The following is a 23,481-nucleotide window of genomic DNA, read 5'->3' on the forward strand; positions in this document are numbered from 1 at the left end:
AATGTGGAACGCCCCCAATCCGTCTTTGAGATAACTCCAAAGGAAACTATCGATTTTTCCTTGGCAGTTGAGGTTTCGAAATGGCGGTCGTTGGTTCAGATTCTTTCAGGGCGGGGGATCAGCTCGACAGGTTCGAGAAAATGTTTTCAAACCAGTTGACGGAGGCACGCGCCTTTGCGGTCGGCAGTCTCCCGCTTGGATAAAGCGACCCACAAGTCGGCGCTTGGCAGCTCCCAGTCGGTAAGCATCTGAATGACGCTTCCATTCGCAAGCTCAGGTTCCATCACCCAGCGTTACGCCACCTTTTCGGCGGCTTAGTTCAGCCAATAAACGTGCCATTGGTTCGGATCCCTTCAAGGCGACAAGGTAGTATAAACGGGTTTTGTCTGACCCCTTCAGGACCACAGACGGTGCATTTCCTAGGTCATTCCATCTCCAGCAAGGGCGTACTGCAAACGAATATGGTTGCGGTCCGACGCCCCCTGCCAGAACTCAACAACAACAGGAGATACGGCATACACACGCCAATCCAGTGCAACGTGGTCGGGGTTTGCCGCTAGGAAGGTCCGGGCATCGCTAAGACGTTGCTCGAGCTCTCGGTTGTCTTTCAGAACGTCACTTTGCCTCGATGCTATCGCACTCACTTTGGAACCGGAGGGTCGTTCCAGGAAGTCTTTGGCGCATTCTTCTGCATTGAGCACGGCAGCCTCGCCGCGTATGCGAACCTGGCGCCCAAGGTCAGGCCAATAGAATGTCAACGCGACTTTTGGCATCACTTCTATCTGCTTACCCTTCGGGCTTTCGGCCTTAATTGCGAAATGCCAGCCGCGCTTATCGACATTCTTCAAGATAAGAACTCGGGCATCCGGCCAGCCGCTCTCATCTGCCGTGGATAGCGTCATCGCATGTGGCTCTTTGATGCCAGCTGCAAGAGCATCCTCAAGCCACATTGTGAATGCCGCGTGCGGTGTGTCGGGAAATCTCTCCAGGTCCATATGAGGAAGCGGCCCTTTTAGGGAGGGGATCTGACGTAACCTGTCTTTCATCGACAAATGGTTCGGATTAGAGATGCTCATTGGCGATGTTCCTTGAGGAGAATTTCCGGAATTTCGGACAGTGTTTCAGCGACGAGGCTGACTTCGTGACTACCGCGCCCAACAAGTATGGTCGACAGCCCAACAGCTTGGCCGCCCGCGATGTCCGCGTCGGGGTTGTCGCCAATCATCCACAGAGCCCGACCGGGAGCCAGCGATGCAATCGCGTATCGGAAAAAAGCTGGTGATGGCTTTTCAACTCCTATCCGCCCTGAGCAGAAGACTTTATCGAAATGACCGGTAAGGCCCAAGCCCTCCATCAACAACGGAAGCTCTGGAGCAAAGTTGGAAAGAGCTGCATGGTGCCAACCTAGAGCAGACAGATGTTCCAATACCTCGACAGCATCGGTATCTACCTGCCAACCAGCAAGATCCACACGCGATCTTTTCGAGACCGAAACGGCCAGCCTCGGTTCCATGCCAAGGGTAAGGAGAGCCGTTTCAGCTGCGGCAAGGATCGGGCTCCACCACCCATCGGCATTCCCTGCCCAGGGATGCGCCAGCTTGGCACCGTGCCAAGGGAAAGCACCCGATAGGAATGGCCTGATGAAATCAGCAGTACCGGCGAATGCGGGACCGGCAGCGATGGCTGCGGCTTCGAGAGCACTTGTGTAGCGCCCTTTGCGCGCCGCTAACGTTCCGTCGAAATCCCATAGTAGGTAGCGTTTGGAGAGCTGCGGTGACAACATCAAGAACCTACAGTTTATAACGTACTATTCGTATGTTCGCGTTACGAGAGGTATATACCTCTACCATCGTCAACATGACAGTGGAATGACAAAGGGGGCGTTCAAAAAATGGCTAACGCTGGTTCACGGGCACCGCTATGGATGCAGGCGGCGCACAAAATCCGTGAAAGGATCGAAGAAGGCATATTGAGGCCTGGCGAAAGAATGCCTTCCAGTCACCAGATTGCTGAAGAATTTGCGATCAACCGGATGACAGCCCGACGCGCCCTAGCAGAATTGGAGAAAGACGGGCTCCTCCGCATCCTTCATGGCAACGGCACCTTTGTTGCCGATACGCCGATCTCTTATGCTATTGGCGCTAGGGTAAGGTTTGACCAAAATCTGAAAGCCGTGGGCGCAACTCCGGAAAGAAAAATCATCCGACACTGGTTGGAGCCCGCAAATGAAGAGGTTGCAGTTCCACTAGCGTTGACAATTGCATCGCCCGTAATCGCGATTGAGATCGGTGCGTATGCCAGCGGCCATCCAATCGGAATTGGGAGGCGTTACTGCTGTGCGACACGATTTGCTGGTTTCGCCGAGATTTTTGACGAGCTTGGCTCAATCAGTATGGCGCTAAAGCAGTTCAATATCGCTGATTTTCACAGAGCTAGCACAATCGTCGTCGCGAGGATGCCGACGACCGTCGAATGCGACTTTCTCAGGTCGTCGAGATCGCAACCTGTATTGGCTTACACTGCGATTGATGAGGCTCCTGCGGACAAGGCGATATCCTATTTCACAGGTTGTTTTTCGGCTCGTGCCGTTGAGATTCACATTACTAGCTGAGCAATTGACGGTTCGTACCCCACCAAGGCGACAAGGTGATATAAACGCGTCATCATCTGATCCCTTTAGTTCCAGAGACGGGGACTGCCCTAGTCAACCAATTTCCAGCAAGGGCATACTGCGGACGTTGCGGTTTCGCTCCGTTGCTCCTTGCCAGAAGTGCGCGGGAACTGGGGACAGCATGCACGGGCCAACCCGGCTACAACGTGGTCAGGGTTGAATTTTAAGGAGGGCGGTGAGTAGAAAATACTTTGTTCGAGCACCTCGCAATCTTTCGGAGCGCCACTGCAATAGGCTTCAGCCGCAAAGCCATGAGATTAGTTATTCACTTTCTCCACGTCGGCTTTGGTTCTTTGAATCAGCCGGTGCTTGAGGTAGTCCAGGCGTACCGGCCTTTAGTAACGAAGAGGAACGCAAACGTGCGGGTCTATTTATCATCGTACCGCATTGGTGACTATCCAGAGAAGCTGGTAGATATCAGTGGCCAAGGGCGCGTGGCTATCATTGGCAACGCACTCGATTTCCGCCCTCCGGAGGCAAGACGCCAGTACGAGGCTGAGGTCTATAACCCATTCAACGAATTTGCAGCGCTTGGTTTAGAGGCTGCTCCCCTCGACCTAAGGACGTATTTTGGCAATCCACGTGCATTATCAGACGCGTTGCGGAAATTCGGAATGGTGTGGTTGTTAGGCGGCAATGCATTTCTTCTTATGCGAGCTATTAGGCAAAGTGGCTTTGAGGATGTCATTCGTCCGATGCTGGCGGCAGACGAGATAGCTTACGGCGGCTTCAGCGCCGGGGCTGTGGTCGCGACCCCTCATTTAAGGGGTATCGAGCTTATGGATGAGCCACAACAGCTTGCCGAAGGGTACGACGCCGACATTATTTGGAAGGGGATGGGAATTGTCGATTTTGCCATCGTGCCGCACTATCGCTCTGATCATCACGAGGCAGAGGCTGCCGAAAAGGCCGTAGCTTTCATGAAAGCCACTCAAATCCCGTTTAAAGCGATGACCGATGGCGACGTGTACGCTATCCACAATGGGCAAGGGGAGCATTTCCTATCTAGCCGTGTGAAGCAAAGTGCCTTGTCTCCATAGTTGTCAATAAGCTGCAGAACAAAGCACCTCAGTGCCCTAAATCGTCTCTAAGTTGTTGCCGCTTCGATTTCCTTGGAAGCGTGCAACGTACGTCGCTCAGCCTCGATAGCTCAGAGCCCTAGAAGTACGGCGAAGGTGGGCAAGGGCAGGCGCAAGCGCCCGCTGAGGTAATAGAGTTCATAGCCGGGGAAGGGGTTACCCTTCTTCGAGGACTCGAATGTGATTCCTTTCGCGACTTTCGCATCCGATCGTGCTGGCGGAAGGTTGCACGGTCGCTTAACGATTGGACTGGGGAGTGGTCGGCAGGAGAGTGCGACATCCTGATTGCAACCGCAGCTGACGGTGCTTTGACCGTCACCGGGGATGCAACCCGCGGAATGAAAGACCCGCAACAAGAAGCGACTGTGCACACTGGAACGGTGTCCGGGACAGCAAAGCTGGACGCAGGAGTTCTTGCCTACACTGAGGGCGATGAGGCGACACTTCGTTACGACGACGGGGACGAGTTCAGTTGCCGTGTGCGAATGATCCTTCGCGATCCGTATCTGGTGGGCGCGCGACAACAAAAATTGCGGCGGCCTCAACGTTAGTTTTTCGGGCTTGTATCGCCGCAAAGGTTGACTCATTTCGACGAATTTAAATCGCGCGACCTTACGCCATCACTGTACTGGAAAATGGCTTGATAATCGGTTTTTGGATTGCTGGGGTGATACTCGCGGCAGCAGATCAGCTGCCCGGCGAAGTGAGCGCGTTTCTAGAACGCCGTAACCAGTGTACCCACTGGGCCGACGAGGAGGCCTATGACGATCAGCGTGCCGCTGAGATAGATAAAGCCTTAAAGCAACTGGGTTGCGACAACGTTGAGGCAGAGGAGGCCGACCTGCGCCGTCGCTTTGCGGAAGCGCAAACCGTTTTGAACGCCCTGAGTGCGGAACCGCACTAGACGCGCCCTTGTCTGTAGTGAGCCGAACGGGCGAAACTCAAGCTCCGACCAAGCTTTGCCGTTCTGCCTGCATCTGGCTGAACCTCGCCATCGCTCGGGCGATTGTTTGCATCCTGGGATTGCCTTTGCGCTCAGCGGCTCCAGATTGCCTGCAACCTGATATTCTTGGGAAAATTCCGCATGGGGCGCCTAGTGGTAGCGTTGAGAGTGATGGCAGCGATCGGTCTGCTTGGGGCCGGACGCGGTCCGAATGTCTTCAGCGCACGGAAAGCTGGGTTGACCTGAAGAAGTGTCCAACCAGAAAAACTTAAACGTCCGAACTTAGTTTGATGGAGAAATTTACATGCGTAAAATTGTTGTATTTGCAGTTGCGGCGTTGGCGCTATCAGCGTCCTTTACGGCGGCTCAGATCTTGCCAACTCTTGGAGAGCGCCGGGCAATTTCTGCTGTCGAGAAAGACAAATTTCCAGCGGTTCAGAAGAGAATCCAGGACGCCGCCGGCTTTGAGGTTGCCATCAAGGTCGACTGGAATAGCCTCGCGCTGCCCGGCGACGACCAGTACTATGGTCAGGACGATTATTTGGTCAAAACAGTTTTTCTTCCCATCGAGAATGCGATGAAAAATGTTGCCAAGGATGCGATGGGCAAGGAAGCGTTGAAGGCTAAGCTTACGACCATCAATATCCATTACATCGACGCCGGAATTTCGGCGTCCGCCTACAAGGACCGCGTCAAATTCGGATCTGGCACGCTGGACATCAACTTTCGGCCCTTTACCAATTCCGCTGATGTCGACGAGCGAACGAACGCTATCATCAGCGTGCTTGAAGCGGCGCTGTAGTCGCTCTTGAGACCGCCGGTTTCATTGATATGGCGTCGGCGAAGTGTTCTTAGCGGCGAGCGAGGCCGCAAGGCGGCTCGCCGCGATAGCGGCGTTCCTTCTCCAATCGGAATACAAATGATGCTTCATCGTCTCGCCTTCCTCGTTTTTGTCGTTTCGTGTCTGGTCGTGCTCCCCGAGGTTACTCTCGCGCAGAACCCTCGGTTCCCGGCCGGAGCAGAAGCGGCATCTAGACTTGATCCGAGCCAGTTAATGAAAAAGGCGCTGCCTCTTTTGAAAACAGGCCGCGAGGACGAGGCGGTTTTCTGGTTTTATGCCGGACAATTGCGGTGGCGCTCGCAGCTTGTTTCTCACCCGGATCAGGATCCAACCGGACAGCCCGCGTTATTTTCGTCGTTTATGGCGACGATAGGCCCTGACGTAAACGAGTGGGCATTTGGAGACATTCCCGCGCTCCAAAAAACCATCGCCTCTGTTCTTGAATGGGACCGCCGTTATCCAGATCCGACTGTCTCCGCCGCTGCGGCTGAGTCGAGCCGTTCCGGATTGCGGAATCTAAGGACCAGCATCGGGAAAGATGTGGACAGCATAAAGCGAAAGCGCGCCGCCAACGGGCTTACCAATCGCTGACATAGGCCGGATTTGGACGCGTTGGGGGTGCTAGCATACGCATCGACATGACCATGAGGTTGGTCTGCATATGACCAGCCACCATTTTCTGCTTCTATACAAAACCGAAGGGACAACGGTCCCCCGGGTATTGGCTCAGGCTTTCATCATTATACGCGCTGTCTCCAAGGCGTCGTTTTGACAGAAAGAGTATGTCCTATTTCCAGCTGGTGTAGTCGGCGGCAGCGCATCCGAATGGCGCTCTGTCCTGACCGAAACGCTTTTTCAGCTGGTCGCATCCCCATTCGTTCAGGGGCGCCGGCATCAGGTTGTTGATGTCCATCCCCGGAGATTGAAACTGCGTTGTGGAGCTTGTGACGTACCATAGCCAGAAGCCGATGACGCCGAGGAATATCAAAAGCAACGTCCCGAGAAAAATTTGAAATCGTTTCCAGATGGAAATGGTCTTCTTTGGTGTCTCGAGCACACCGGCCTGCTGACCGCTGTCGGGCCGACCGGCAAACGGGGCGAGGGCCACGGCACGCTCGTCGTCTGTCATGGATATGCGCTGGAGACGACTATCGAGCAGCACCGGCAAAGCCGTTTTCCCATGCCGGACCGCCAACCCGATGAGCTTGCCATTGGCGTTGTCTATGATCAATGGCTCTTCATTCTGGCCCATACGGGTATAAGCGGAACGACCGGTTTTATCACTTGCGATCTTGTCGTTATACGTGATGGACAGGATGTCACGTTTGCGATCGAACGCGGTAATTTCGACGGCCGCAGGCCTAAGGTCTGCAGGTCTGCGCAACTGGCTTTTGACCCGCCAGATCCGTAACGCGAGGAAAATCATTCCGAGGCCCATGCCGCCCAGAACCACTGTGAAGGCGGTGAGCGTAATGATACGGTTCCAGAGCTTGTCCAAACCGAGGCTCATTGTCGCCAGTTCAGGATGATCAGCTGAAATCACCAGGCCGGTCTCGTAGTCGCCCGTATGGAAATCGACAAACATGACCTCCACTTCGGTGTCATAGCTCTGCCCGTTGTAGCTGTAGACGAGACGAGCTTCGCAGTCTGTAACGATAGCTTTCCGCGTGGTGCATCGGCCATTCTGGACATCCCCGCTTTCCAACACCAGCGGGTTTTGGCTGATCTGAAAGTCTCGAAATATTCCGGGTGCTTCCCAGACAAAGATCAAAATGGCGAGGGCGAGAATAATGGGGGTCGACCAGAAATACGCGCGAGGTGTGGAGATGACGTCAGATGACAGAGAGAGCGGTCGATTTGGAAGAATGAGCGTGGGCGTCAAAACTAAGCCTTTCGATTTTTTAATCGAAATATCCCAAAGAAGACGAAATTAGAACCCAGTAAGCCACCTCGTTGGATCAAGGAGCGCCCGATTTAACCTGACCAAAACATGGCAGAGTCGCAAAAACACAACGTTGTCAGCAGTTGGTAGCCTGTTGACCCCATGCGCGACGTGACAGCGGCGCTTGACTGTAAAATTCCGCGAGGGCTACGATCTTGGCGATGGTCGCTCAGACTGAAGGGTCGCAGTGGCCAGATTCCAATGGACCGGCAGGTTCAGCTTGTGCTCGAACGTCTCGCTCTCCATACAGCCAGATAATGGACAGAGCAGTTGCACCGGATATTCACGGATGGACTGATAGCAGGATAACATATATTTTCTAAGATGGAGGGACGCATGAGCCCATCGCGCCAACAACCCCCCGTGAATCCGAAAGCCTATTGAGTGAAGAAAACACAACGCAATTTTGCCGTCGAGTACAAATCCGGCCGCCGAAAGCTTGACACCAAGCCCACCTCCATCTGGGGAAACGTGGATCTTAAGTCTGTTTCTCGTGACGGTGAGGACGAGGCAATGCCATCCCTGCTACCAGGTATCGAGGGGGACTTCCCGAAACCGGAGTTGTCAGTGCATCGTGCAGACCCTCGTCTCGCATCATTGACACCACCCGAAGCGACGCCAACAATTGCCGAAGAAGCGAAGGAGATGCTCATGGCCGACGATACCGACACAATCAACGATGTTGACGCGCCGGCACAGGAAGAAGCGCCTGTTGCTGTAAAGAAGCAGCGTAAGCCTCGGGCGAAGAATACCTCCGTTGTCGCAACGACAGCAGAAAGCGCTACAGCCGGTACCGATGGCCCAAAGAAGCGAGGCCGCAAGCCACGCGTGAGCAAAGACACAACGCCGGTCGAACCCGCGGCGCCGAAGCTTGCCCCGACGGCTGACCAGATCGCTGGTGACGCTGCGACTTCAGCTGGCGACGAAATGGCTGATCTGCTGCAGCTAGAGGCGGAGAACCAAAAGTTACGCAAGATGCTGGCTGAAAAGCTTCGTGCTGAAAACGCTGATTTGCGCAAAAAGCTCAATCTCGATTGATTTGACCGCTGCGGCCGGAAACGCCTCACATCTCTAGTTTAAGATAGTCAGCTTGGCGGCCTTAGCCAGTCGCCGGACTGAGTGCGCATAGATCACTAACTGATGCGAGGCCTGTATCATGGCATCTCCCTGGAAGTTTCTAAGCCGACTTGTGCCACGCCGCCGTGAGCCGAAGCAGGACGCGGTGGTTGCCGATGCGAAGCCGAATGTCCTGGCTCTTTCCGGCCCAGCGGAGACCGCTGCTGAGGAGAGCCCATCGGTCTCAAGCGCACGCGCAGCTGCTGAGCTATCACCGTCGGCTGTATCCGATCCTGATTTGGAAGAGCCTACGCCGGTGGAAAGCGCTGTAAGCAGGGCGGATGATGGGGCAGGGACTTTCGTTGCTGACGTAGTCGTTGGTGATACTGCGCCTTCCAATCTCCCGGGTACCGTCGTCATCCCATCTCCGGACGCAGCGAATTTGCAGCTGCGGGTAGAGAGCAAACCGCGCAGGCAGTTGGGTCGAGGCAGGAAACCGGAGTTGGTTGACACGACTCAAGTCCCACCTGCCCGCAGCATCCCGTCAGACGATACGCTGAGCCTCGACGACGAGATCAGGTTGCTCAGGGGCCAATTGGTCGGAAAGCTTCGATTGCAGAACGCGCAACTGCGAAAGATGCTCGAGCGGTTCGAGCGTTAGCGCAAGACGGTGCCAATCTAAAAAGCGGGGATTGGGCGCCGTTTCGGTGTCGTTCAGCTCTTTCAAGCTACATATCCGTAGAAGTGCATGATAATTCTCAAAGGATGACGCAGCAGCATCTGACGGGCAAGCCAGCCCAATTCGATATGTTCATCGACCACGCTAACGGCGAAGAGGGATCGGGCTACTCCCCCTCGCTTGTCAGACGCGTTAGAAGCCACCGTATGCAAGAGGCTGAGATGCTGGCGCATCTTGCCGCGACGGGCCGCTACCGGATCCTGCACAGGCTTGAACCTCGTCAGGTCGCAGGCAGCGTTCGACCCGAATACCCTCTGCACGGCGTCATCATCGACACGGAAACTACCGGTCTCGATCATCGCAAAGATGAGATTATCGAGATTGGCGTGATTGCTTTCACCTTCGACGGATGCGGGGTCATCGGCGATATCACCGGAGTGTATGGCGGGCTGCAGCAGCCGGCAACCACCATTCCAGCCGAAATTACCAAGATTACCGGTATCACTGATGAGATGGTTGACGGTCAGTTCATCGATATCCCGATGCTACGGTCGCTCATCGAACCTGCTGATCTGGTTATCGCCCACAATGCCAGATTCGACCGCCCCTTCTGCGAGGCATTTTCGCCGATGTTTTCCAGCAAGGCATGGGCGTGCTCGAACGCCGAAATCGACTGGCCGTCGCGGGGCTTCGAAGGCACGAAGCTCGGTTACCTGATCGGACAGGCTGGCTTTTTCCACAATGGCCATCGAGCGGTTGACGACTGCTTTGCGCTACTGGAGATCCTCGATCGGAAGGGTGAAGCCGACGGCATCTCACCATTCGCAGAGCTTTACAACGCGAGCCAGCGGTCACGTGTCCGTATCTTCGCGGAAAACAGCCCTTACGATTTCAAAGATCATCTGAAGGCTCGTGGCTATCGTTGGTCGGACGGAGCAGAGGGTGGACCGAGAAGCTGGTGGATAGAGGTCGATGAGCCCGACCTCGAGGACGAGCTCCGCTACCTGCGAACCGAGATCTACCAGTATCCCGAAGCAGATCCGCAAACCAAAAACCTAACGGCGTTTGATCGTTTTAAAGCCTGACAGGACAACACTTGGGCGTTTTCTGAGGAGGCGATGCATAAAGTGCATAGCTGCGCTGCGCCTGACCTCCTTACTAATATCGCTGGCTAGGGTAGATTGGCGTCAACGAAGCGATGCACCTCCTCCCGCCGAGCTTCGTGTTCCAGGCGCCCACGCTCCTCCCATGGGGCACCTGGCAGAACAACGGCGCTCCTCCTCCCAGCCGCTGTTCGATTATTCGAAAGCCTGCCGCTCCTCCCGCGGCAGGCTTTTCCATTTTTCCTGACTGGTGCAATGCCGGATTGATCAGCCGCGCTAGTGGATCCAGAAAGTTCTGGATTAGATGCGTTCTGCGCAACACTTCCACAAAAGTATGACATGGTTTGGCCATCACGCCATCTCGGGAAGAATTTACCTTCTCCCTGGCGCGCGCCGCCGGGCACGCAGCCAAGGGACGACCGCCGCGACAGCGGTTGCAATAGCGGCGAGTGCGCAGAGCACGGCCTTCGAGATCGGCTCCATCGTGCCTTCGATCAGCATTGCATGGACTGCACCACCGAACACCACGACGCTGGCAAGGCTCGTGTGTGCGAGACGCCACGTCCGCGGCGACAACCGGCGGCGGACGGCAGCAAGAAGCGCGGCGGCAAATAGCGCCCACATGGCAGCGACGCCCCAAACGGAGAAAGGGGTAGGGGAGAGCAACAGAAGCGCGTCTTCGATATCCGGCGGGCTGGTAATCCAAAGGCCGGTAACGTGAACGATGACTGAAACAACAAGTGCGGTTCCGACCACCCGGTGGGCGCGACGACTGCGCAACACATGCAGGCCAGGTAGCCAACCAGCGGCAAGAAGTGGCTGCACAAGCAGCAGACAGAGGGCGATGACGCCCGCAAAGCCAGCGGAGATGTAGATCGGATCGCGCCAAGCCAGGTATTCGCTCGATGCGGCAAACCCCAAAGGAACGCCAAGCGTCAGAAGCAACCCGGTCCAGATAAAGAATGCACGAGTCCTGCGCGCTGTTGAGCCCAAGTCAGGCCCGCTGCAGGACAAAATGCGCTTCTAGACTGGTATCCCTTGCGCTTGAGAGCAAGGGACGGAGGAAGACGGTCTCGAATTCCATGCTATCGTAGGCAAGATGCGCGTGGGCTTGACCGAGCGCCGGAATGATTTGCGGCATTTCAAGGCGGAAAACACCATTGGCGTCGGTCAGCGTTGCGCCGTGGCTGCGCGGATCGCTTTCACTACCTTCTTTGGTATGAGCCCACATCTGGATCCGCTGCCCTGCCAGCGGTGCGCCGTCGCCAGCGCGGCGCACTGTGCCCGAAATGACAAAGCCTCCGCCGCCGATACGCTCAACGATCTGAGCGCCCGGGATATAATTATTGGCGCCTCCACGTATCGTTGGCGTTGCCGCAAGCCCAGAGGCTCGAGCAGGCAAGTCGAGACCAGCAACGCCGGCTGTTGCAAGTGCGCCGCCTCCGAGAAGCAAAGCCCGGCGCTCGAAACCGATTTCAGACATATCGATAACCCTCGAACTCGCATTCAGTTGGCTCGAAGGTTAGCACCTTCGCTGCCCGCAACGAATTGGGACCTTGAACACTAAGAGCCATGGTTACGTGATGGAGATCGATTGGGTCAAAACGTCGCCATCTGCGTCATATCGGTGGCGCCTTCAAAGTTGAACTCTGAGGCCTAGATCCGTGTCCAGTTGACAGCAAGAAGGGCGGCCGAGAGGCGAAGCGACGACCCTACCGAACCCTATGAGTTTCCTATTTCTCTGTCATCCAGTCCCAATCGAAAACATATGAGCATGTCGCTACGTTTGTCGTGCCGCGGATGCGCGCGCCTACACAAGGACATGACACATGTACGGACGCCTGGGATACTTCTACCACCTTCATCTCGCTGAAGCTCGGGGACAACGACAAAGGCTCGCCATAACCACAACTGCGGCGAACAAGGACAACATCGAAGTGACCAGCAGAAAGCGGCTTAATGCGTCGCTAGGAGTTTTCTGCCTGACGGTCGCGACGCTTGGCATGCTCTTGGCGGCAAGTGTGGTCGTTCGCATAGCTGCGATCTAACCATCAGATCGCAACCTGTTCGCCAAGCTCGACGACCCGGTTCGGGGGTAGCTTGAAGTAAGCGGACGGGTCGATTCCAAAGTCGGCGAGCGCGATTTAGAGGCATTCCTGCCACCGCGGCAGGCCCGTGTTCGGGGTCGAAACCAGGTTTCGGCGACCAAGGTAGAATGAGGTTTGCATGATCTCGAACTCGAAGCCTGCCTTCTCGCTGTACAGCGCGGGGTGTGGTCAGGAAATCTCGAAAAGCTGAGTTGCGAGGTATGTGGTGTCGAAGCCTTTCGCCAGTATCATGTACGCGATGCTCTTCGCCAGATCATGACTGGATTATAACGCCACAGTTGCCCCTGACTTATGATGCAAGCGAACGGCTCAAGGGCGTCGCGGGCAATCCGTGTGGGCAGGCTGTCTCAACCCGGTTTCGTCCAAGGGCTTTTGCTCGGTACAGAGCGCCATCGGCGCTCGCGAGCATTTCGGCGAGGTCATGNGATGCCCGGCAGGACAAAGGCATCTCCTGCGTCGTGAACGGTGGCTGCGGCAGGGGCTTCGCCCTCACCGATCGCGTGGATGAGCGAGCCAGAGATCGCGACCCAACCATTGGGGATGGTCATCTGAGGTGTAACGATACGCCCGCGAATGACGAGATCAATGCTCACAGCGTTCTCCTGCGGTAGCCGAGTTCAGCCTGCATGCAGGCAAGCGCGACGCCGGCTTGAACCGGGTCGATGACGGGCAAGCCCAGTTCCGCCTGCAAAGCCTCCCGGTAGGTCCCAAGACCGGCACAGCCGAGGATGACTGCTTCGGCACCGTCTTGATCGCGAAGCACGGAGGCGATCCGAGTGACGGGAATGACCGCGTCTTGGGCGACGAGTTCTGCAACCGTCATGTCGATCGACCGATCGCCTGCAAGCCTACCGTCGAGTCGCAGGGCTTCAAGGTAGCGTCGGTGGCGGTCGATCGAGGAGGGTCCCATCGAAACGATTCCGAAACCCCGACTTAGTCCGAGTGCTGTCAGATAGGCTGCTTCGGCGATGCCGATGACCGGGACATTCGTGGTGGCGCGTACGGCCGAAATTCCGGGATCCGAGAAGCAAGCGATCACAATGGCGTCTGCCTTTGCCGCACGCACAGCTTCGATCAGCATCGGCACGACTTCGGCGACATGGGCATCCGTCTCGATACCAACAGGCGCGCCCTCGAGCTCGGTGCAGCGGATTTCGTGGCCATTGCCTTCAAACGGCTTCAGGCACGCCTCCATCGAGCGTGTGACGGCCTTCGAACTGTTCGGATTGATCACTAGGATCTGTGCCACGGTTCCTCCCAAGGGCGGCTCTCCCAAGCCGTCAAACTGTGATATGCATTGTGATATACTACAAAATATTTCATGTCAAAGGCTGGCCGTCTTGCGAAGTCAGAAAAAGTGGAGGAAGACAGAAAGGGGCGTGAAGCCTCGTGATCCGCGAGCGGGTCCAACAGATCCCACGAGCTTGGAGAGAAGCTGTCTTGCAGAGCCTCAGCGTCGAAAGTGATACCTCGCCGGCCCGGCAGAAGAAAATTTCCCTGACGGAAACCGCTTATGTTTCTCTGCGCGCGCGCGTGCTCTCCGGCGCCCTGAGGCCCGGAACCGAGTTTTCCGAGCTCGAGTTGGCAGAACAGCTTGCCATGAGCAAGACGCCGGTACGGGAAGCGCTCGGTCGCTTGGTGGCGGAAGGTCTGATCGAAGCGTTTCCGCGACGGGGCTACCGGGTAACGCCCGTGACGGTAAAGGACATCAACGATCTCTTCGCCATCCGCGCGATGACGGAGGGCACCGCCGCTGCCATGGCCGCTCTAAATCTATCAGCTGAAGATCTCGATCGGCTCGAAGCTCTGGCGGAGGCTCGCTACGACCCGCAACAGGGCGAGAGCGTACAGTCCTTCGTCAAAGCCAACCGCGATTTCCATCTGGCGATCGCCGAGGGAGCGAACAATTCCCGGCTGTTGGCGCTGGTTGCCGCACATCTCGACGAGTGCACGCGTCTCTTTTACCTCGGCGCCGTCAGCCGAGACGTCAATCCGGAAACCAGTGCGGATCATCGACGTATTGTCGATGTCCTGCGTCTGCGCGACCCGGATCTTGCCCGAGCGGCGATGGTCGAGCACAGCGACCACACGCAGAAGGGTATCCTCAAGGCGTTGCTTTCAAGCGACACCACGGCGTTGACGCTATAGTCGTTCAAAGTGACGGCGTGTTTAACCTGTGTAAGCGACAAGCAGACCCCATCTGGCGAAGCAGCTTAGCGGTCGGCTATCGGTAGCGGACAAGATGAACCGCTGTGAGCTTCTATGTCTGCGCCTAGCTCTGGAACTAGAACTTTCCATATGATCGAGGCTGTTGCGGACCGCTTTGAGGGCGCACCCCGGTAGCTTCGCCGACGCTGGTCGGATGATTTTAAAGCGCGGGCGGTGGCAGAGGCACTTGAGCCTGGTGCGAGCGTCTCAGCGATTGCACGTCGGCTCGATATCCACCCGTCACAACTATTTGGCTGGCGTCGCGCCGCGCTTGGTCCTCACAAGGAGAGCACAGGCTCGAGCGGTCATAAGGCAGTCACGCCATCGGCAGGCGTTGCGATAATCGAAGTTCTGATTGGCGATGTCGTCGTGCGCGCTCCCGTTGATGCTGACGAAGCTCATCTGCAGCGCGTGATCCGGGCGGTTCGCTCAGCATGATCCCTGTAGGTGTAAAGGTCTTCCTCGCCAGCCATCCCATCGACTTCCGCAAAGGACCGGACAGCTTGCTGTCGCTGGTGCGAGATGCTGGCAGTGATCCGTTCAATGGCTCCCTTTATGTCTTCCGGGCGAAGCGGGCGGACCGGGTCAAGATCGTCTGGTGGGATGGATCCGGGGTCTGCCTCTACTCGAAGCGGCTGGAGAAGGCGCAGTTCTGCTGGCCTCGGATCGGCCATAATCGGGTGCAGCTCAACCATGCCCAGCTCATGGCGCTCGTTGATGGCATGGACTGGAAACGGGTCCGCTCGGTGGCGGTAAAGCCGCCGGAGATTGTTGGGTAAAGGCCTGCGGCGAAGTGAATCAACCGCCTGAAAGGGCAGGAAAACCGGAGCGAAATATGCTCTGGTAGGCCTTATGACGCCGCCCGATCTGCAGCTCCCGGATGATGTAGAGACCCTGAAAGGCATGGTCCTTGCCATGGCCGAGAAGGCTGCGCGCGCCGATGCTCTGGAGAGCGAGGTCGCAGATCTGAAGGCCAGAAACGCCGATGCTGATGAACGCATCGAGCGACTGACCCAGATCCTGAAAGCCTTCGATCGAGCCCGCTTCGGTCGGCGATCGGAGAAGCTCGGCTCTCCAGGCATCGACGATGAGCAGCAGGCTTTTGTCTTCGAGGAAATCGAAACCGGCATCGCTGCAATCCGAGCCCAGGTGAACAAGAGTGTTATCCATATCGATGGCAAACGTCCGCCCCGGCCGCGCAAGGGCTTTGCACCTCATCTGGAACGGGTCGAAGTAGTGATCGAGCCAGATGATCTGCCCGAGCACGTTGGCAAACAGAAGGTGCTGATCGGAGAAGACGTCTCGGAGCGGCTGGACGTCGTGCCGGCGAAGTTCCGCGTCATCGTCACCCGCCGGCCGAAATATGCCTTCAAAAACGAAGACGGCGTCATCCAGGCAGCCGCGCCCGCGTATATCATTGAGGGCGGCATTCCGACGGAAGCGCTTCTGGCCCAGATCGCGGTCTCGAAGTATGCCGATGGCCTTCCGCTCTATCGGCAGGAGGCAATCTATGCACGCGACAAGGTCGAGCTTGACCGGAAGCTGATGGCTCAATGGATGGGCAAGCTCGGCTTCGAGCTCGATATTCTGGCCGATTACATCCTGGTCGAGATCAAGAAAGCTGAGCGGATCTTCGCTGACGAGACGACGTTGCCCACGCTGGCGCCCGGATCCGGATCGGCCAAGACGGCCTGGCTATGGGCTTATGCCAGGGATGACAGACCCTTCGGTGGCAGCGGTCCGCCGATGGTCGCCTATCGCTTCGAAGATAGCCGCGCTGGCGATAGGGTCGCCCGGCATCTGAGTGGCTATCGAGGCATCCTTCAGGTCGACGGGTATGGTGCCTACAACAAGCTTGCCCGATCTGACGGCGGCAATGACGGCATGATGCTCGCTGGCTGTTGGTCCCACACCCGACGCAAGTTCTACGAGCTGCACGCTTCGGACAGCTCTAGGATCGCCACCGAGACAGTGGAGCTGATGGCGAAGCTCTGGCAGGTGGAAGATACGGCCCGTGGTCAAATCCCTGACGCCCGTGTCGCGGCGCGCCAGGCGAAATCTGCTGCGGTTGTCATGGAGCTCTTCGCTCTCTGGCAGAAGACCCTGCCGCGGATCTCCGGCAAGTCGAAGCTCGCTGAGGCGATCCGCTATGCCACCTCGCGTCGCACCATCTTCGAGCGCTTCCTCACCGACGGCCGCATCGAGCTCGACTCCAACATCGTTGAGCGCGCCATCAGGCCCCAGACAATTACGCGAAAGAACAGTCTGTTCGCTGGCAGCGACGGCGGCGGAAGGACCTGGGCGACAATCGCCACGCTCCTTCAGACGGCAAAGATGAACAACGTCGATCCGCAGGCCTGGCTCACCCAGACCCTCGAGCGCATCGCCAACGGCTGGCCGAGCAGCGATCTCGATGCACTCATGCCCTGGAACTACGAAGCCTGAACGGCCTCAGCTTGCCGCTTACTAACCTGTGAATGACTCCTGAGGAAATTGCATCTATCGCCAATGAACCAATAGCTCACAGCTATGACTATAGTTCTTGCGCTAAAGGCCTGGCCTACTGCACCATATTTTTAGGGTTTTAAAAACTCTCCGCGCGATCAGGCCCGTCGTTGGCACATGCGAAAGAAGCGGCTCGCTGTTGCGGAAGGTCTATGGATGCTAAACCAGTCCGCTTTCGGTGCCTGTTCAAAACGGAAATAATTACCGCTCCCAATGTGGTTCTTGCTAAGCGCGACATGGGGCCAGAATTTGCCGACACCGCTTTTTGAACGCAGTGCGTTATCCTTCCAGAACTCTGGCCGGATCGTCAGCGATCTGCTGCGCGTCGGAGGGAGCCGAGTCGCTGCCTTCCCCGATAGTCAGGTGGACCCAGCCCACGACTGTCACCAGGAATACGACGAGCGCATCCATGGCCCACCTGAAATGTCCCCGTCCGGTTCGGCGGGAGTTGCTGTGTGGTGTCTCATACTCGGTGGAGGTGCCGTCGGATCCGTCACGCTCCTTCTCGCCAGTAGATAGCTGTTTCAGTCGGTAACAGACGTTAACGTTGAGACCGTGGAACGACTAATTACTGATCAATAACCGTCCTTGCGCGAACGACAGCTATCCCCTCCTTGGCGCAGAACCGGACAGTCCCCTTTCGGCCCCATATCCGTCGTTCACCGTAAAACAAACCGTCGTTTGTCGCTGTCGAACTTCAGCCCGTTAGCCCTATCCAATAACCGGGTAGATGGTTCAGATCCCTTCAAGGCAACGAGTACTGATGCGCGTGCAGCACCTGCGAGACGGCCTGTTGGCCGCCCCGAGATCCGTTAAACGCTATTTTGCAAAGCCGGCCCGGATATTTGCACCAACAGAGACGGTCGCAGTTTCAGGGACGTCAATATAGCCAACTCCGCCCTTGATGATCATCTCAGTTCCGAAGGGCTTTGAGTATTCCTGAACGAGTCGCAGGATACGCTCGGCATTCTCCGGCGATGGCTTCATCGGAATGTTCATACGCGACCAAGGCCGCTCCCTGCCTAGCCCAAGGTCGGTCGGATGAATTCTAATCTGAGTCAGGCGACCGTCCTTGTAGTCAACCTCAGCAAGATAGGCCATCAGATTGATATCCTGCTGCAGCCACTGTTCGCCGACTTCACCGTCCTCGATATAGGTCTTGCCGTCTCCACCGTCCGGGGTGCCATCGGCGCCAAAACGATGGACAGAGAGATTACCGAGATTATAGAAAATCGGACGGCCCTTGTAGATCTCGATCCCTTGCATGGTATGGTTGCCTTGGCCATGAAAGACATCAAGGCCATTGTCGATCAGCTCATGAGCAAGGCGGACCGCATAGTCGGTTGGATAGTGATCCTGCGAATAAGCCTGGAAAGCATACCGGTTTTCGTGCATGTGCATCGAAAAGATCGCGAAGTCAGCATATTCTTTGGCACCGCGAACCGCCAGCACCTGAGCTTGCTCGTCCTTCGGGTCCATGGCGTATAGATAGTTGCCGGGCTTGTCGCCGAGAACATAGTTTTTGCCTTGAAGTTCGACAAAGTCCGGTTTGTCCCTGGGGATGTCTATCGGCCGCGTGACGTCAGGCTCAGTCCGGCGGGCCACAACGGAGTCGCGGATCGCCTTCAACTCCGCCAGTTGCTCGGCTGTCACCGTCATGCTTTGAGTGAGCTTCAGTGTATTCAATCCCCACTGCTCAGCGCCTTCGTTGCCCTTTTTGTCGCGCGCCGTCTCGGACGATGACGCAACAGGTCCCACGGGAAGCGCGTAGACCATCGCGACGCGGCCCTGTTCTAGCTCTTGGAACACCGGCTGGCGCGCAACGGTCAAGTTGGGACCATAGCCGCCGACCTTGATGCCGGCCTCTTCCATGATCTTGAGGGTCGATATCATTCCCGCTTCGCCACCGGCAGCCTCCCCGGCGCCCATCAGGTCAAAACCGAGATCGGCCCAGTCCGCTGCCAGTTCTTTCGGTGCCCAGTTGTTGCCATAGCCGTTAGGGCCTGCCCAGAAACGACGATCGACGATGAACACTTCCGCATTGCCGATCGTTGTGTCGGCATCGCGCAAGACGGATTTCAGCTCTGGGCTGATCCGCTTGCCCATTGGCTCCTGCATCAGTACGTCACCGGCGAGCGCCAGCGTATAGTTTCCCGTCATCTTGTTGCGCAGTTCCTTGGTCAGGTCGCGGGCTACAAAGCTGTCGGGATCGGTGCGGGTGCGTGAAGACTGTGCGTGGGCGGTGGTCGCCACGCTGCAGACGGCTGCCGATGTTGCGAGGAGATAGATGGCAAGGTTTTTCATTCAATGTTTCCTTGATTGCAACGCTGGTTGATTACGCCACGACGCTCCTGTTGGTTGCGAAGTTTGGATTACCCGTTGGTAGCGGTCGGAAGATCGTGTCGATTGAACACGCTATGATCACCAGTCTTCGTAAGTCTGTTGCATCCGGTTCAGCCCGGCAGCTGGCTTTTCGCAATAGACGTGTCAAGCGCCTCGTATGCGTCGAGGCCAATCGTCTCGTAGAGCTCGGCTCGGGTCTGCATTCTCGAGAGCATGTTTTCCGTCGTGCCGGCGAGCGCCAGATCCTTGTAAAGCTTCTGCTGGGCATGGTTTGCCACCCGCAGCGAAGAAACCGGCCAGATGACTATCCGATAACCAAGCGTTTCCAGCTCCTCAGCCGTCATGGGTGGCGAGCGGCCGAACTCGGTCATATTGGCTAACAGCGGAACTCCTTTCATTGCCTCAGAAAACTCTGCAAACATCGCTGGCGAGGTCAGTGCCTCGGGAAAAATCGCATCGGCCCCTGCCTTGACGTAGAGCCTTGCCCGATCGATGGCCCGTGCAAGACCTTCCTCCGCAACCGCGTCGGTTCGGGCAAGGATCAGCAACGACCGCCGAGCACGGGCTGCCGCGGCAACCTTCGCGGCCATGTCTTGAGCAGGCGCTAGCTTCTTGTCGTTCAGGTGGCCGCATTTTTTTGGCAGCAGCTGGTCTTCTATCTGGATGGCGGCAGCTCCGGCGTCCTCAAGGCTTCGAACGGTGTGCATAACGTTCAGCGCTTCACCAAACCCGGTGTCTGCATCGACCAGCAGCGGCAAGTCGCTGGCACGTACGATCTGTCGGGTGAAGAATAGGACGTCTTCGAGCGTCAGAATGCCGAGATCCGGCATGCCCATCGAAGCACTCATGGCCGCGCCTGAAAGGTATAGTGCCTGAAATCCTGCTTGCTTTGCCTGCAGGGCAGCGAAACCATTATGAGCGCCTGGCATCCTGACGATGGCAGGTTTATTCAACAACTGTCTTAGACGCACTCCGGCAGAACTGGTTTCGAGGTCATTTCCGACGAGATATGGCATTGGACGACCTCAATCCGGCTCAGTGATTGCTTCCTCGCGCCAACGTCTAAACCGAGGCATGAGAAGCGGAACCAGCAATACTAATGCAGCCATCACCCACAGGACGATCGCGATAGGGCTGGACCAGAGGATTGCGACGTCCCCCGCCGATAGCGAAAGCGCGCGCCGAAGGCTCTGCTCGAGGATCTTGCCAAGCACTAGGCCCAGGATTAGCGGCGCCATCGGCACTCCGAAGCGTCTCAGGAAGTATGCGCCGACGCCAAGAGCCACCATCAGCACGAGGTCGAACGTCGTAGACTTTCCTGAATATACCCCGATCGTGCTGACCACGACGATAAATGGTACGAGAACCCAGGCTGGGACGGAGAGCATTCTGGCAAACAGCCCAACCAGCGGGATGTTGATGGCCAGCAGAAAAACGTTGCCGATGAACAGTGAAGCAATCAAACCCCAGACGAGATCTGGCTGAGAGCGGAATAGTGCAGGCCCGGGAGTGATATTGTAAAGGGTCAAAACGCCCAGCATGATTGCTGTGGTTCCAGAACTTGGGATACCGAGCGTTAGCATCGGGATGAAGTTGCTGTTTGAAGCGCTGTTGTTTGCAGCTTCCACGGAGGCGAGCCCGCGCATGTCGCCTTGGCCGAAACGGCTGCCCTCCGGGTCGGTACGCTCAACGACGCGTTTTTCCGTCGTATAGGCTAGCGCCGAGGCGACGGTGCCGCCTGCACCTGGAAGAATGCCGACAAAGAAACCGATCAGCGAACCGCGCATTGTCGCTGCATTTGTGAATTTCATTTCGGCACGGTTGAACAGTGGCCGGCCGAGCTGCTCGATGCGTGGCGCTGCTCCACCCTTCATGCTTTCTAGCATGATCAACAATTCGCTGATGGCGAAAAGCCCAATCACGACCGTCGCGAATTGGACGCCGTCGACCAGGTTCGGTGAATCGAAAGTGTAGCGATAAACGCCTGAGTTGGCGTCGATGCCTATGGTCGATATCCCGAGGCCAAGCATGATTGCGAGCAGTGCCTTTACGGGTTGATCCGTAAGCAGCCCAGTCAAGCATGCAAAGGCGAACACCATCAGTGCGACATATTCGATAGGCCCGAAGGCCAACGCCCATCTCGCCAGAAGAGGCGCGGCAATCACGATGCCGAGTGTGGCAATCGCCGAGCCAACGAATGAGGTCCAGGCAGACAGCGAAAGCGCTATGCCAGCTTTTCCCTGCCGGGCTAGGGGATACCCCTCAATCGCAGTCATGACAGCAGACGCTTCGCCTGGGACATTAAGCAGGATCGCGCTGATGCGCCCACCGTATTCGGATCCGATGTAGATTGCTGCCATCAGAATCAGCGAAGATTCGGGCGTCAGGCCGAGTGCGAAGACGACCGGCACCAGCATCGCAACGGCATTAATTGGCCCAAGCCCCGGCAAAACGCCGACCATGGTGCCGACGATCGCGCCGATGGCGGCTAGAAGCAAATTCGTCGGGGCAAGCGCGATTCCGAAACCGTGCGCCAGATAGGAGAGCGTTTCCATCAGATAAATCCTCCGAACGGGCCTACGGGCAGAATGACGTCGAGCAGTTTGTCGAAAAGCAGATAGGAGGATATTGCCAGCGCCGCACCGGTGATAAGCCCTTGCCACCACGACGCTCCAAACACCATGGCGATCGGAACCATCAACACTGTCGTTGATAGTACGAAGCCGAGTGGTTGAAACAGCAAAGCATAGGCCAGCAGGCAGCCGGAGAGGATGAGGATCGGGCGACTGATGCCCGATCCTTCCTCAGTGTTCGCTTCACCCGGTTTCAAAACCAGGATGATGCCGCAGACTGCGATGGCGGCAGCTGCCATCAACGGGAATGCGCGGGGTCCAACGGGCTCGTATGCAAACGGCGCCTGCAGGCCATAGCCGAAAATGACCATCACGGCCGCTAACGCGATCGCGGCTAGTCCGAGGAAGCGGTCCTGGGTCATGTATGCAGCCCTACTTGGTTGCGAGGCCGAAATCGGTGGCAAGCTTCTTGTACGCGGCGACTTGGCTGTGGACGAAAGCTGTCGTCTCCTCGGCAGTCATCGGCAGCGTAAACAGGTTGCGCTCCTGTAGAAGCTTGGCGTAATCGGGCGACTTCATCGTCGTGGCAAAGGCATCCGCCCACCACCTGTAGTCGGCATCGCTGACGTCGGGTCCGACATAGAAGCCGCGTGCAATCGGCCACTTTATGTCAAATCCCTGCTCGGCTGCGGTTGGTACCTCAGCCAGCTTGCCAGGGAGGCGCTGTTCGGAGAAAATCGCAAGCAGCTTCAAAGGTGCCCCGCCGTCGATTGCCGCCTGGCTGTCGCCGACATCGTTCATGCAGACATGGACGTGCCCACCTTGCAGTGCCGTCGCGCAATCACCACCGCCCTCGAATGCGACGAAACGCATCGTCTTGTAGTCGATACCGGCTGCGCGGGCCGTAAGCGCGGCTTTCATCCAATCCTGGCTGCCGATCGTTCCGCCTGCACCGATGATTACCGATGCTGGGTCGGCCTTGATCGCCGCCATCAATTCGGTGAGTGACTTATGGACGCTGTCCTGCTGAACCACCACGGCACCGTAGTCGGTACCGATGTTGGCGACCCAGCGGACATCCTTTTCGGTGTAGGCGCCGAACTTGCCCTGGGCGATATTGAGAAGCGATCCGGCAGAAAACGCGATGATCGTTCCTGCTTCCGCACGCCGCTGGCCGACGATTGAATTGTAAGCGACGGCGCCAATGCCACCCGGCATGTATGAGACGCGCAGTGGTGCCTTCAGGGCGCCTGAGTTCTGCAGTGAGGCCTGGGCCAGTTTGCAGGTGATATCAAAACCGCCGCCTGGCTGTGCAGGTGCGATGCATTCGGGTTTTGCGGGCTCGGTTTTGCCGACCGTCGGAAACGCCAGAACGGCTACGGACGCAAAAGCAGCTGCAATGGTGGCTTGAATACGCTTGGTCATCAACA

At 57.0% G+C, this 23,481-nt stretch carries 22 protein-coding genes and 2 pseudogenes; 11 read left to right on the top strand and 13 right to left on the bottom strand.

Annotated features, from left to right (window positions below):
• Window positions 1-419: 419 nt before the first annotated feature.
• Together IFT66_RS22085 and IFT66_RS22090 are read right to left on the bottom strand one after the other, a co-directional pair.
• Window positions 420-1,076: a pyridoxine/pyridoxamine 5'-phosphate oxidase gene (locus IFT66_RS22085; protein ID WP_249406552.1), complete on the bottom strand. Its 657-nt coding sequence runs from the start codon at window positions 1,074-1,076 to the stop codon at window positions 420-422.
• Window positions 1,073-1,783: an HAD family hydrolase gene (locus IFT66_RS22090; RefSeq protein ID WP_192078967.1), complete on the bottom strand. Its 711-nt coding sequence runs from the start codon at window positions 1,781-1,783 to the stop codon at window positions 1,073-1,075. Before IFT66_RS22090 ends, IFT66_RS22085 begins: the two co-directional genes overlap by 4 nt.
• A gap of 108 nt (window positions 1,784-1,891) precedes the next feature.
• Between IFT66_RS22090 and phnF the strand changes: the two genes are divergently transcribed.
• The 5 genes from phnF to IFT66_RS22115 all read left to right on the top strand — a co-directional run bounded on the left by phnF (window position 1,892) and on the right by IFT66_RS22115 (window position 6,125).
• Window positions 1,892-2,611 carry a phosphonate metabolism transcriptional regulator PhnF gene (phnF, locus tag IFT66_RS22095; RefSeq protein ID WP_192078968.1) on the top strand — a complete coding sequence of 240 codons (720 nt, stop codon included), beginning with the start codon at window positions 1,892-1,894 and terminating at the stop codon, window positions 2,609-2,611.
• A gap of 311 nt (window positions 2,612-2,922) precedes the next feature.
• Window positions 2,923-3,711 (top strand): Type 1 glutamine amidotransferase-like domain-containing protein, encoded by a 789-nt coding sequence (locus IFT66_RS22100; protein ID WP_199864915.1) that lies wholly within the window; start codon window positions 2,923-2,925, stop codon window positions 3,709-3,711.
• 679 nt (window positions 3,712-4,390) lie between these two features.
• Window positions 4,391-4,654, top strand: a complete 264-nt coding sequence (locus IFT66_RS22105) for a hypothetical protein (RefSeq protein ID WP_192078969.1) — start codon at window positions 4,391-4,393, stop codon at window positions 4,652-4,654.
• Between the two features lie 343 nt (window positions 4,655-4,997).
• The gene (locus IFT66_RS22110) at window positions 4,998-5,495 is read left to right on the top strand and encodes a hypothetical protein (RefSeq protein WP_192078970.1); all 498 of its coding nucleotides are present in this window, start codon (window positions 4,998-5,000) and stop codon (window positions 5,493-5,495) included.
• Window positions 5,496-5,612: 117 nt separating this feature from the next.
• Window positions 5,613-6,125 carry a hypothetical protein gene (locus IFT66_RS22115; protein WP_192078971.1) on the top strand — a complete coding sequence of 171 codons (513 nt, stop codon included), beginning with the start codon at window positions 5,613-5,615 and terminating at the stop codon, window positions 6,123-6,125.
• A gap of 196 nt (window positions 6,126-6,321) precedes the next feature.
• On the opposite strand, the gene IFT66_RS22120 is transcribed toward IFT66_RS22115, so the two are convergent.
• On the bottom strand, window positions 6,322-7,416 hold the full coding sequence (locus tag IFT66_RS22120; RefSeq protein WP_192078972.1) for a hypothetical protein: 1,095 nt from the start codon (window positions 7,414-7,416) through the stop codon (window positions 6,322-6,324).
• 444 nt (window positions 7,417-7,860) lie between these two features.
• On the opposite strand from IFT66_RS22120, the gene IFT66_RS22125 reads away from it, so the two are divergent.
• Window positions 7,861-8,514 carry a transcriptional regulator gene (locus tag IFT66_RS22125; RefSeq protein ID WP_192078973.1) on the top strand — a complete coding sequence of 218 codons (654 nt, stop codon included), beginning with the start codon at window positions 7,861-7,863 and terminating at the stop codon, window positions 8,512-8,514.
• 562 nt (window positions 8,515-9,076) lie between these two features.
• On the opposite strand, the gene IFT66_RS22130 is transcribed toward IFT66_RS22125, so the two are convergent.
• A complete protein-coding gene (locus IFT66_RS22130; protein ID WP_192078974.1) occupies window positions 9,077-9,259 on the bottom strand; it encodes a hypothetical protein in 183 nt (60 codons plus the stop codon).
• A gap of 38 nt (window positions 9,260-9,297) precedes the next feature.
• Here IFT66_RS22130 and IFT66_RS22135 point away from each other — a divergent pair, with 38 nt between their 5' ends.
• Window positions 9,298-10,296, top strand: a complete 999-nt coding sequence (locus IFT66_RS22135; RefSeq protein ID WP_192078975.1) for a 3'-5' exonuclease — start codon at window positions 9,298-9,300, stop codon at window positions 10,294-10,296.
• Between the two features lie 390 nt (window positions 10,297-10,686).
• Here IFT66_RS22135 and IFT66_RS22140 read toward each other — a convergent pair whose 3' ends face one another.
• The 4 genes and pseudogenes from IFT66_RS22140 to IFT66_RS22155 form a co-directional block, all read right to left on the bottom strand.
• Window positions 10,687-11,307 (bottom strand): ferric reductase-like transmembrane domain-containing protein, encoded by a 621-nt coding sequence (locus tag IFT66_RS22140; RefSeq protein ID WP_062463490.1) that lies wholly within the window; start codon window positions 11,305-11,307, stop codon window positions 10,687-10,689.
• Between the two features lies 1 nt (window position 11,308).
• Window positions 11,309-11,797, bottom strand: a complete 489-nt coding sequence (locus IFT66_RS22145; RefSeq protein ID WP_192078976.1) for a twin-arginine translocation pathway signal — start codon at window positions 11,795-11,797, stop codon at window positions 11,309-11,311.
• Window positions 11,798-12,365: 568 nt separating this feature from the next.
• A pseudogene (locus tag IFT66_RS23625) lies at window positions 12,366-12,566 on the bottom strand (KUP/HAK/KT family potassium transporter); the annotation flags it as partial.
• A gap of 445 nt (window positions 12,567-13,011) precedes the next feature.
• Window positions 13,012-13,671: an aspartate/glutamate racemase family protein gene (locus IFT66_RS22155; RefSeq protein ID WP_192078978.1), complete on the bottom strand. Its 660-nt coding sequence runs from the start codon at window positions 13,669-13,671 to the stop codon at window positions 13,012-13,014.
• A gap of 191 nt (window positions 13,672-13,862) precedes the next feature.
• Here IFT66_RS22155 and IFT66_RS22160 point away from each other — a divergent pair, with 191 nt between their 5' ends.
• From IFT66_RS22160 to tnpC, 4 genes and pseudogenes are all read left to right on the top strand, one after another.
• Entirely contained in the window at window positions 13,863-14,570 is a 708-nt protein-coding gene (locus IFT66_RS22160) for a GntR family transcriptional regulator (RefSeq protein ID WP_192078979.1), read from the top strand.
• A gap of 210 nt (window positions 14,571-14,780) precedes the next feature.
• A pseudogene (locus tag IFT66_RS22165) lies at window positions 14,781-15,068 on the top strand (transposase); the annotation flags it as partial.
• Complete coding sequence (tnpB, locus tag IFT66_RS22170; protein WP_192078981.1) at window positions 15,065-15,409, top strand: IS66 family insertion sequence element accessory protein TnpB; 345 nt, start codon at window positions 15,065-15,067, stop codon at window positions 15,407-15,409. The pseudogene IFT66_RS22165 and the gene tnpB, both read left to right, overlap by 4 nt.
• 73 nt (window positions 15,410-15,482) lie before the next feature.
• Window positions 15,483-17,075 carry an IS66 family transposase gene (gene tnpC, locus IFT66_RS22175; protein ID WP_192078982.1) on the top strand — a complete coding sequence of 531 codons (1,593 nt, stop codon included), beginning with the start codon at window positions 15,483-15,485 and terminating at the stop codon, window positions 17,073-17,075.
• Between the two features lie 879 nt (window positions 17,076-17,954).
• Here tnpC and IFT66_RS22180 read toward each other — a convergent pair.
• From IFT66_RS22180 to IFT66_RS22200, 5 genes are all read right to left on the bottom strand, one after another.
• Complete coding sequence (locus IFT66_RS22180) at window positions 17,955-19,388, bottom strand: CapA family protein (protein WP_192078983.1); 1,434 nt, start codon at window positions 19,386-19,388, stop codon at window positions 17,955-17,957.
• Between the two features lie 200 nt (window positions 19,389-19,588).
• Window positions 19,589-20,494 carry a methylisocitrate lyase gene (gene prpB, locus IFT66_RS22185; protein WP_192078984.1) on the bottom strand — a complete coding sequence of 302 codons (906 nt, stop codon included), beginning with the start codon at window positions 20,492-20,494 and terminating at the stop codon, window positions 19,589-19,591.
• Window positions 20,495-20,503: 9 nt separating this feature from the next.
• Window positions 20,504-22,141 carry a tripartite tricarboxylate transporter permease gene (locus IFT66_RS22190; protein WP_342344811.1) on the bottom strand — a complete coding sequence of 546 codons (1,638 nt, stop codon included), beginning with the start codon at window positions 22,139-22,141 and terminating at the stop codon, window positions 20,504-20,506.
• Window positions 22,033-22,473 (bottom strand): tripartite tricarboxylate transporter TctB family protein, encoded by a 441-nt coding sequence (locus IFT66_RS22195; protein ID WP_192078985.1) that lies wholly within the window; start codon window positions 22,471-22,473, stop codon window positions 22,033-22,035. The genes IFT66_RS22190 and IFT66_RS22195 overlap by 109 nt, the downstream gene beginning before the upstream one ends.
• Window positions 22,474-22,483: 10 nt before the next feature.
• Complete coding sequence (locus IFT66_RS22200; RefSeq protein WP_192078986.1) at window positions 22,484-23,476, bottom strand: tripartite tricarboxylate transporter substrate binding protein; 993 nt, start codon at window positions 23,474-23,476, stop codon at window positions 22,484-22,486.
• Window positions 23,477-23,481 lie beyond the last annotated feature (5 nt).

The organism is Rhizobium sp. CFBP 13726 (assembly GCF_014841925.1).
Taxonomy (GTDB): domain Bacteria; phylum Pseudomonadota; class Alphaproteobacteria; order Rhizobiales; family Rhizobiaceae; genus Neorhizobium; species Neorhizobium soli.

What these genes read in the sequence shown, in the direction of transcription:
- phnF (WP_192078968.1), top strand. Translation starts at nt 1,892, where the DNA reads ATGGCTAACGCTGGTTCACGGGCACCGCTATGGATGCAGGCGGCGCAC.
- IFT66_RS22195 (WP_192078985.1), bottom strand. Translation starts at nt 22,473, where the DNA reads ATGACCCAGGACCGCTTCCTCGGACTAGCCGCGATCGCGTTAGCGGCC.
- IFT66_RS22200 (WP_192078986.1), bottom strand. Translation starts at nt 23,476, where the DNA reads ATGACCAAGCGTATTCAAGCCACCATTGCAGCTGCTTTTGCGTCCGTA.
- IFT66_RS22145 (WP_192078976.1), bottom strand. Translation starts at nt 11,797, where the DNA reads ATGTCTGAAATCGGTTTCGAGCGCCGGGCTTTGCTTCTCGGAGGCGGC.
- IFT66_RS22135 (WP_192078975.1), top strand. Translation starts at nt 9,298, where the DNA reads ATGACGCAGCAGCATCTGACGGGCAAGCCAGCCCAATTCGATATGTTC.
- IFT66_RS22110 (WP_192078970.1), top strand. Translation starts at nt 4,998, where the DNA reads ATGCGTAAAATTGTTGTATTTGCAGTTGCGGCGTTGGCGCTATCAGCG.
- tnpB (WP_192078981.1), top strand. Translation starts at nt 15,065, where the DNA reads ATGATCCCTGTAGGTGTAAAGGTCTTCCTCGCCAGCCATCCCATCGAC.
- IFT66_RS22090 (WP_192078967.1), bottom strand. Translation starts at nt 1,783, where the DNA reads ATGTTGTCACCGCAGCTCTCCAAACGCTACCTACTATGGGATTTCGAC.
- tnpC (WP_192078982.1), top strand. Translation starts at nt 15,483, where the DNA reads ATGACGCCGCCCGATCTGCAGCTCCCGGATGATGTAGAGACCCTGAAA.
- IFT66_RS22085 (WP_249406552.1), bottom strand. Translation starts at nt 1,076, where the DNA reads ATGAGCATCTCTAATCCGAACCATTTGTCGATGAAAGACAGGTTACGT.
- prpB (WP_192078984.1), bottom strand. Translation starts at nt 20,494, where the DNA reads ATGCCATATCTCGTCGGAAATGACCTCGAAACCAGTTCTGCCGGAGTG.
- IFT66_RS22115 (WP_192078971.1), top strand. Translation starts at nt 5,613, where the DNA reads ATGATGCTTCATCGTCTCGCCTTCCTCGTTTTTGTCGTTTCGTGTCTG.
- IFT66_RS22100 (WP_199864915.1), top strand. Translation starts at nt 2,923, where the DNA reads ATGAGATTAGTTATTCACTTTCTCCACGTCGGCTTTGGTTCTTTGAAT.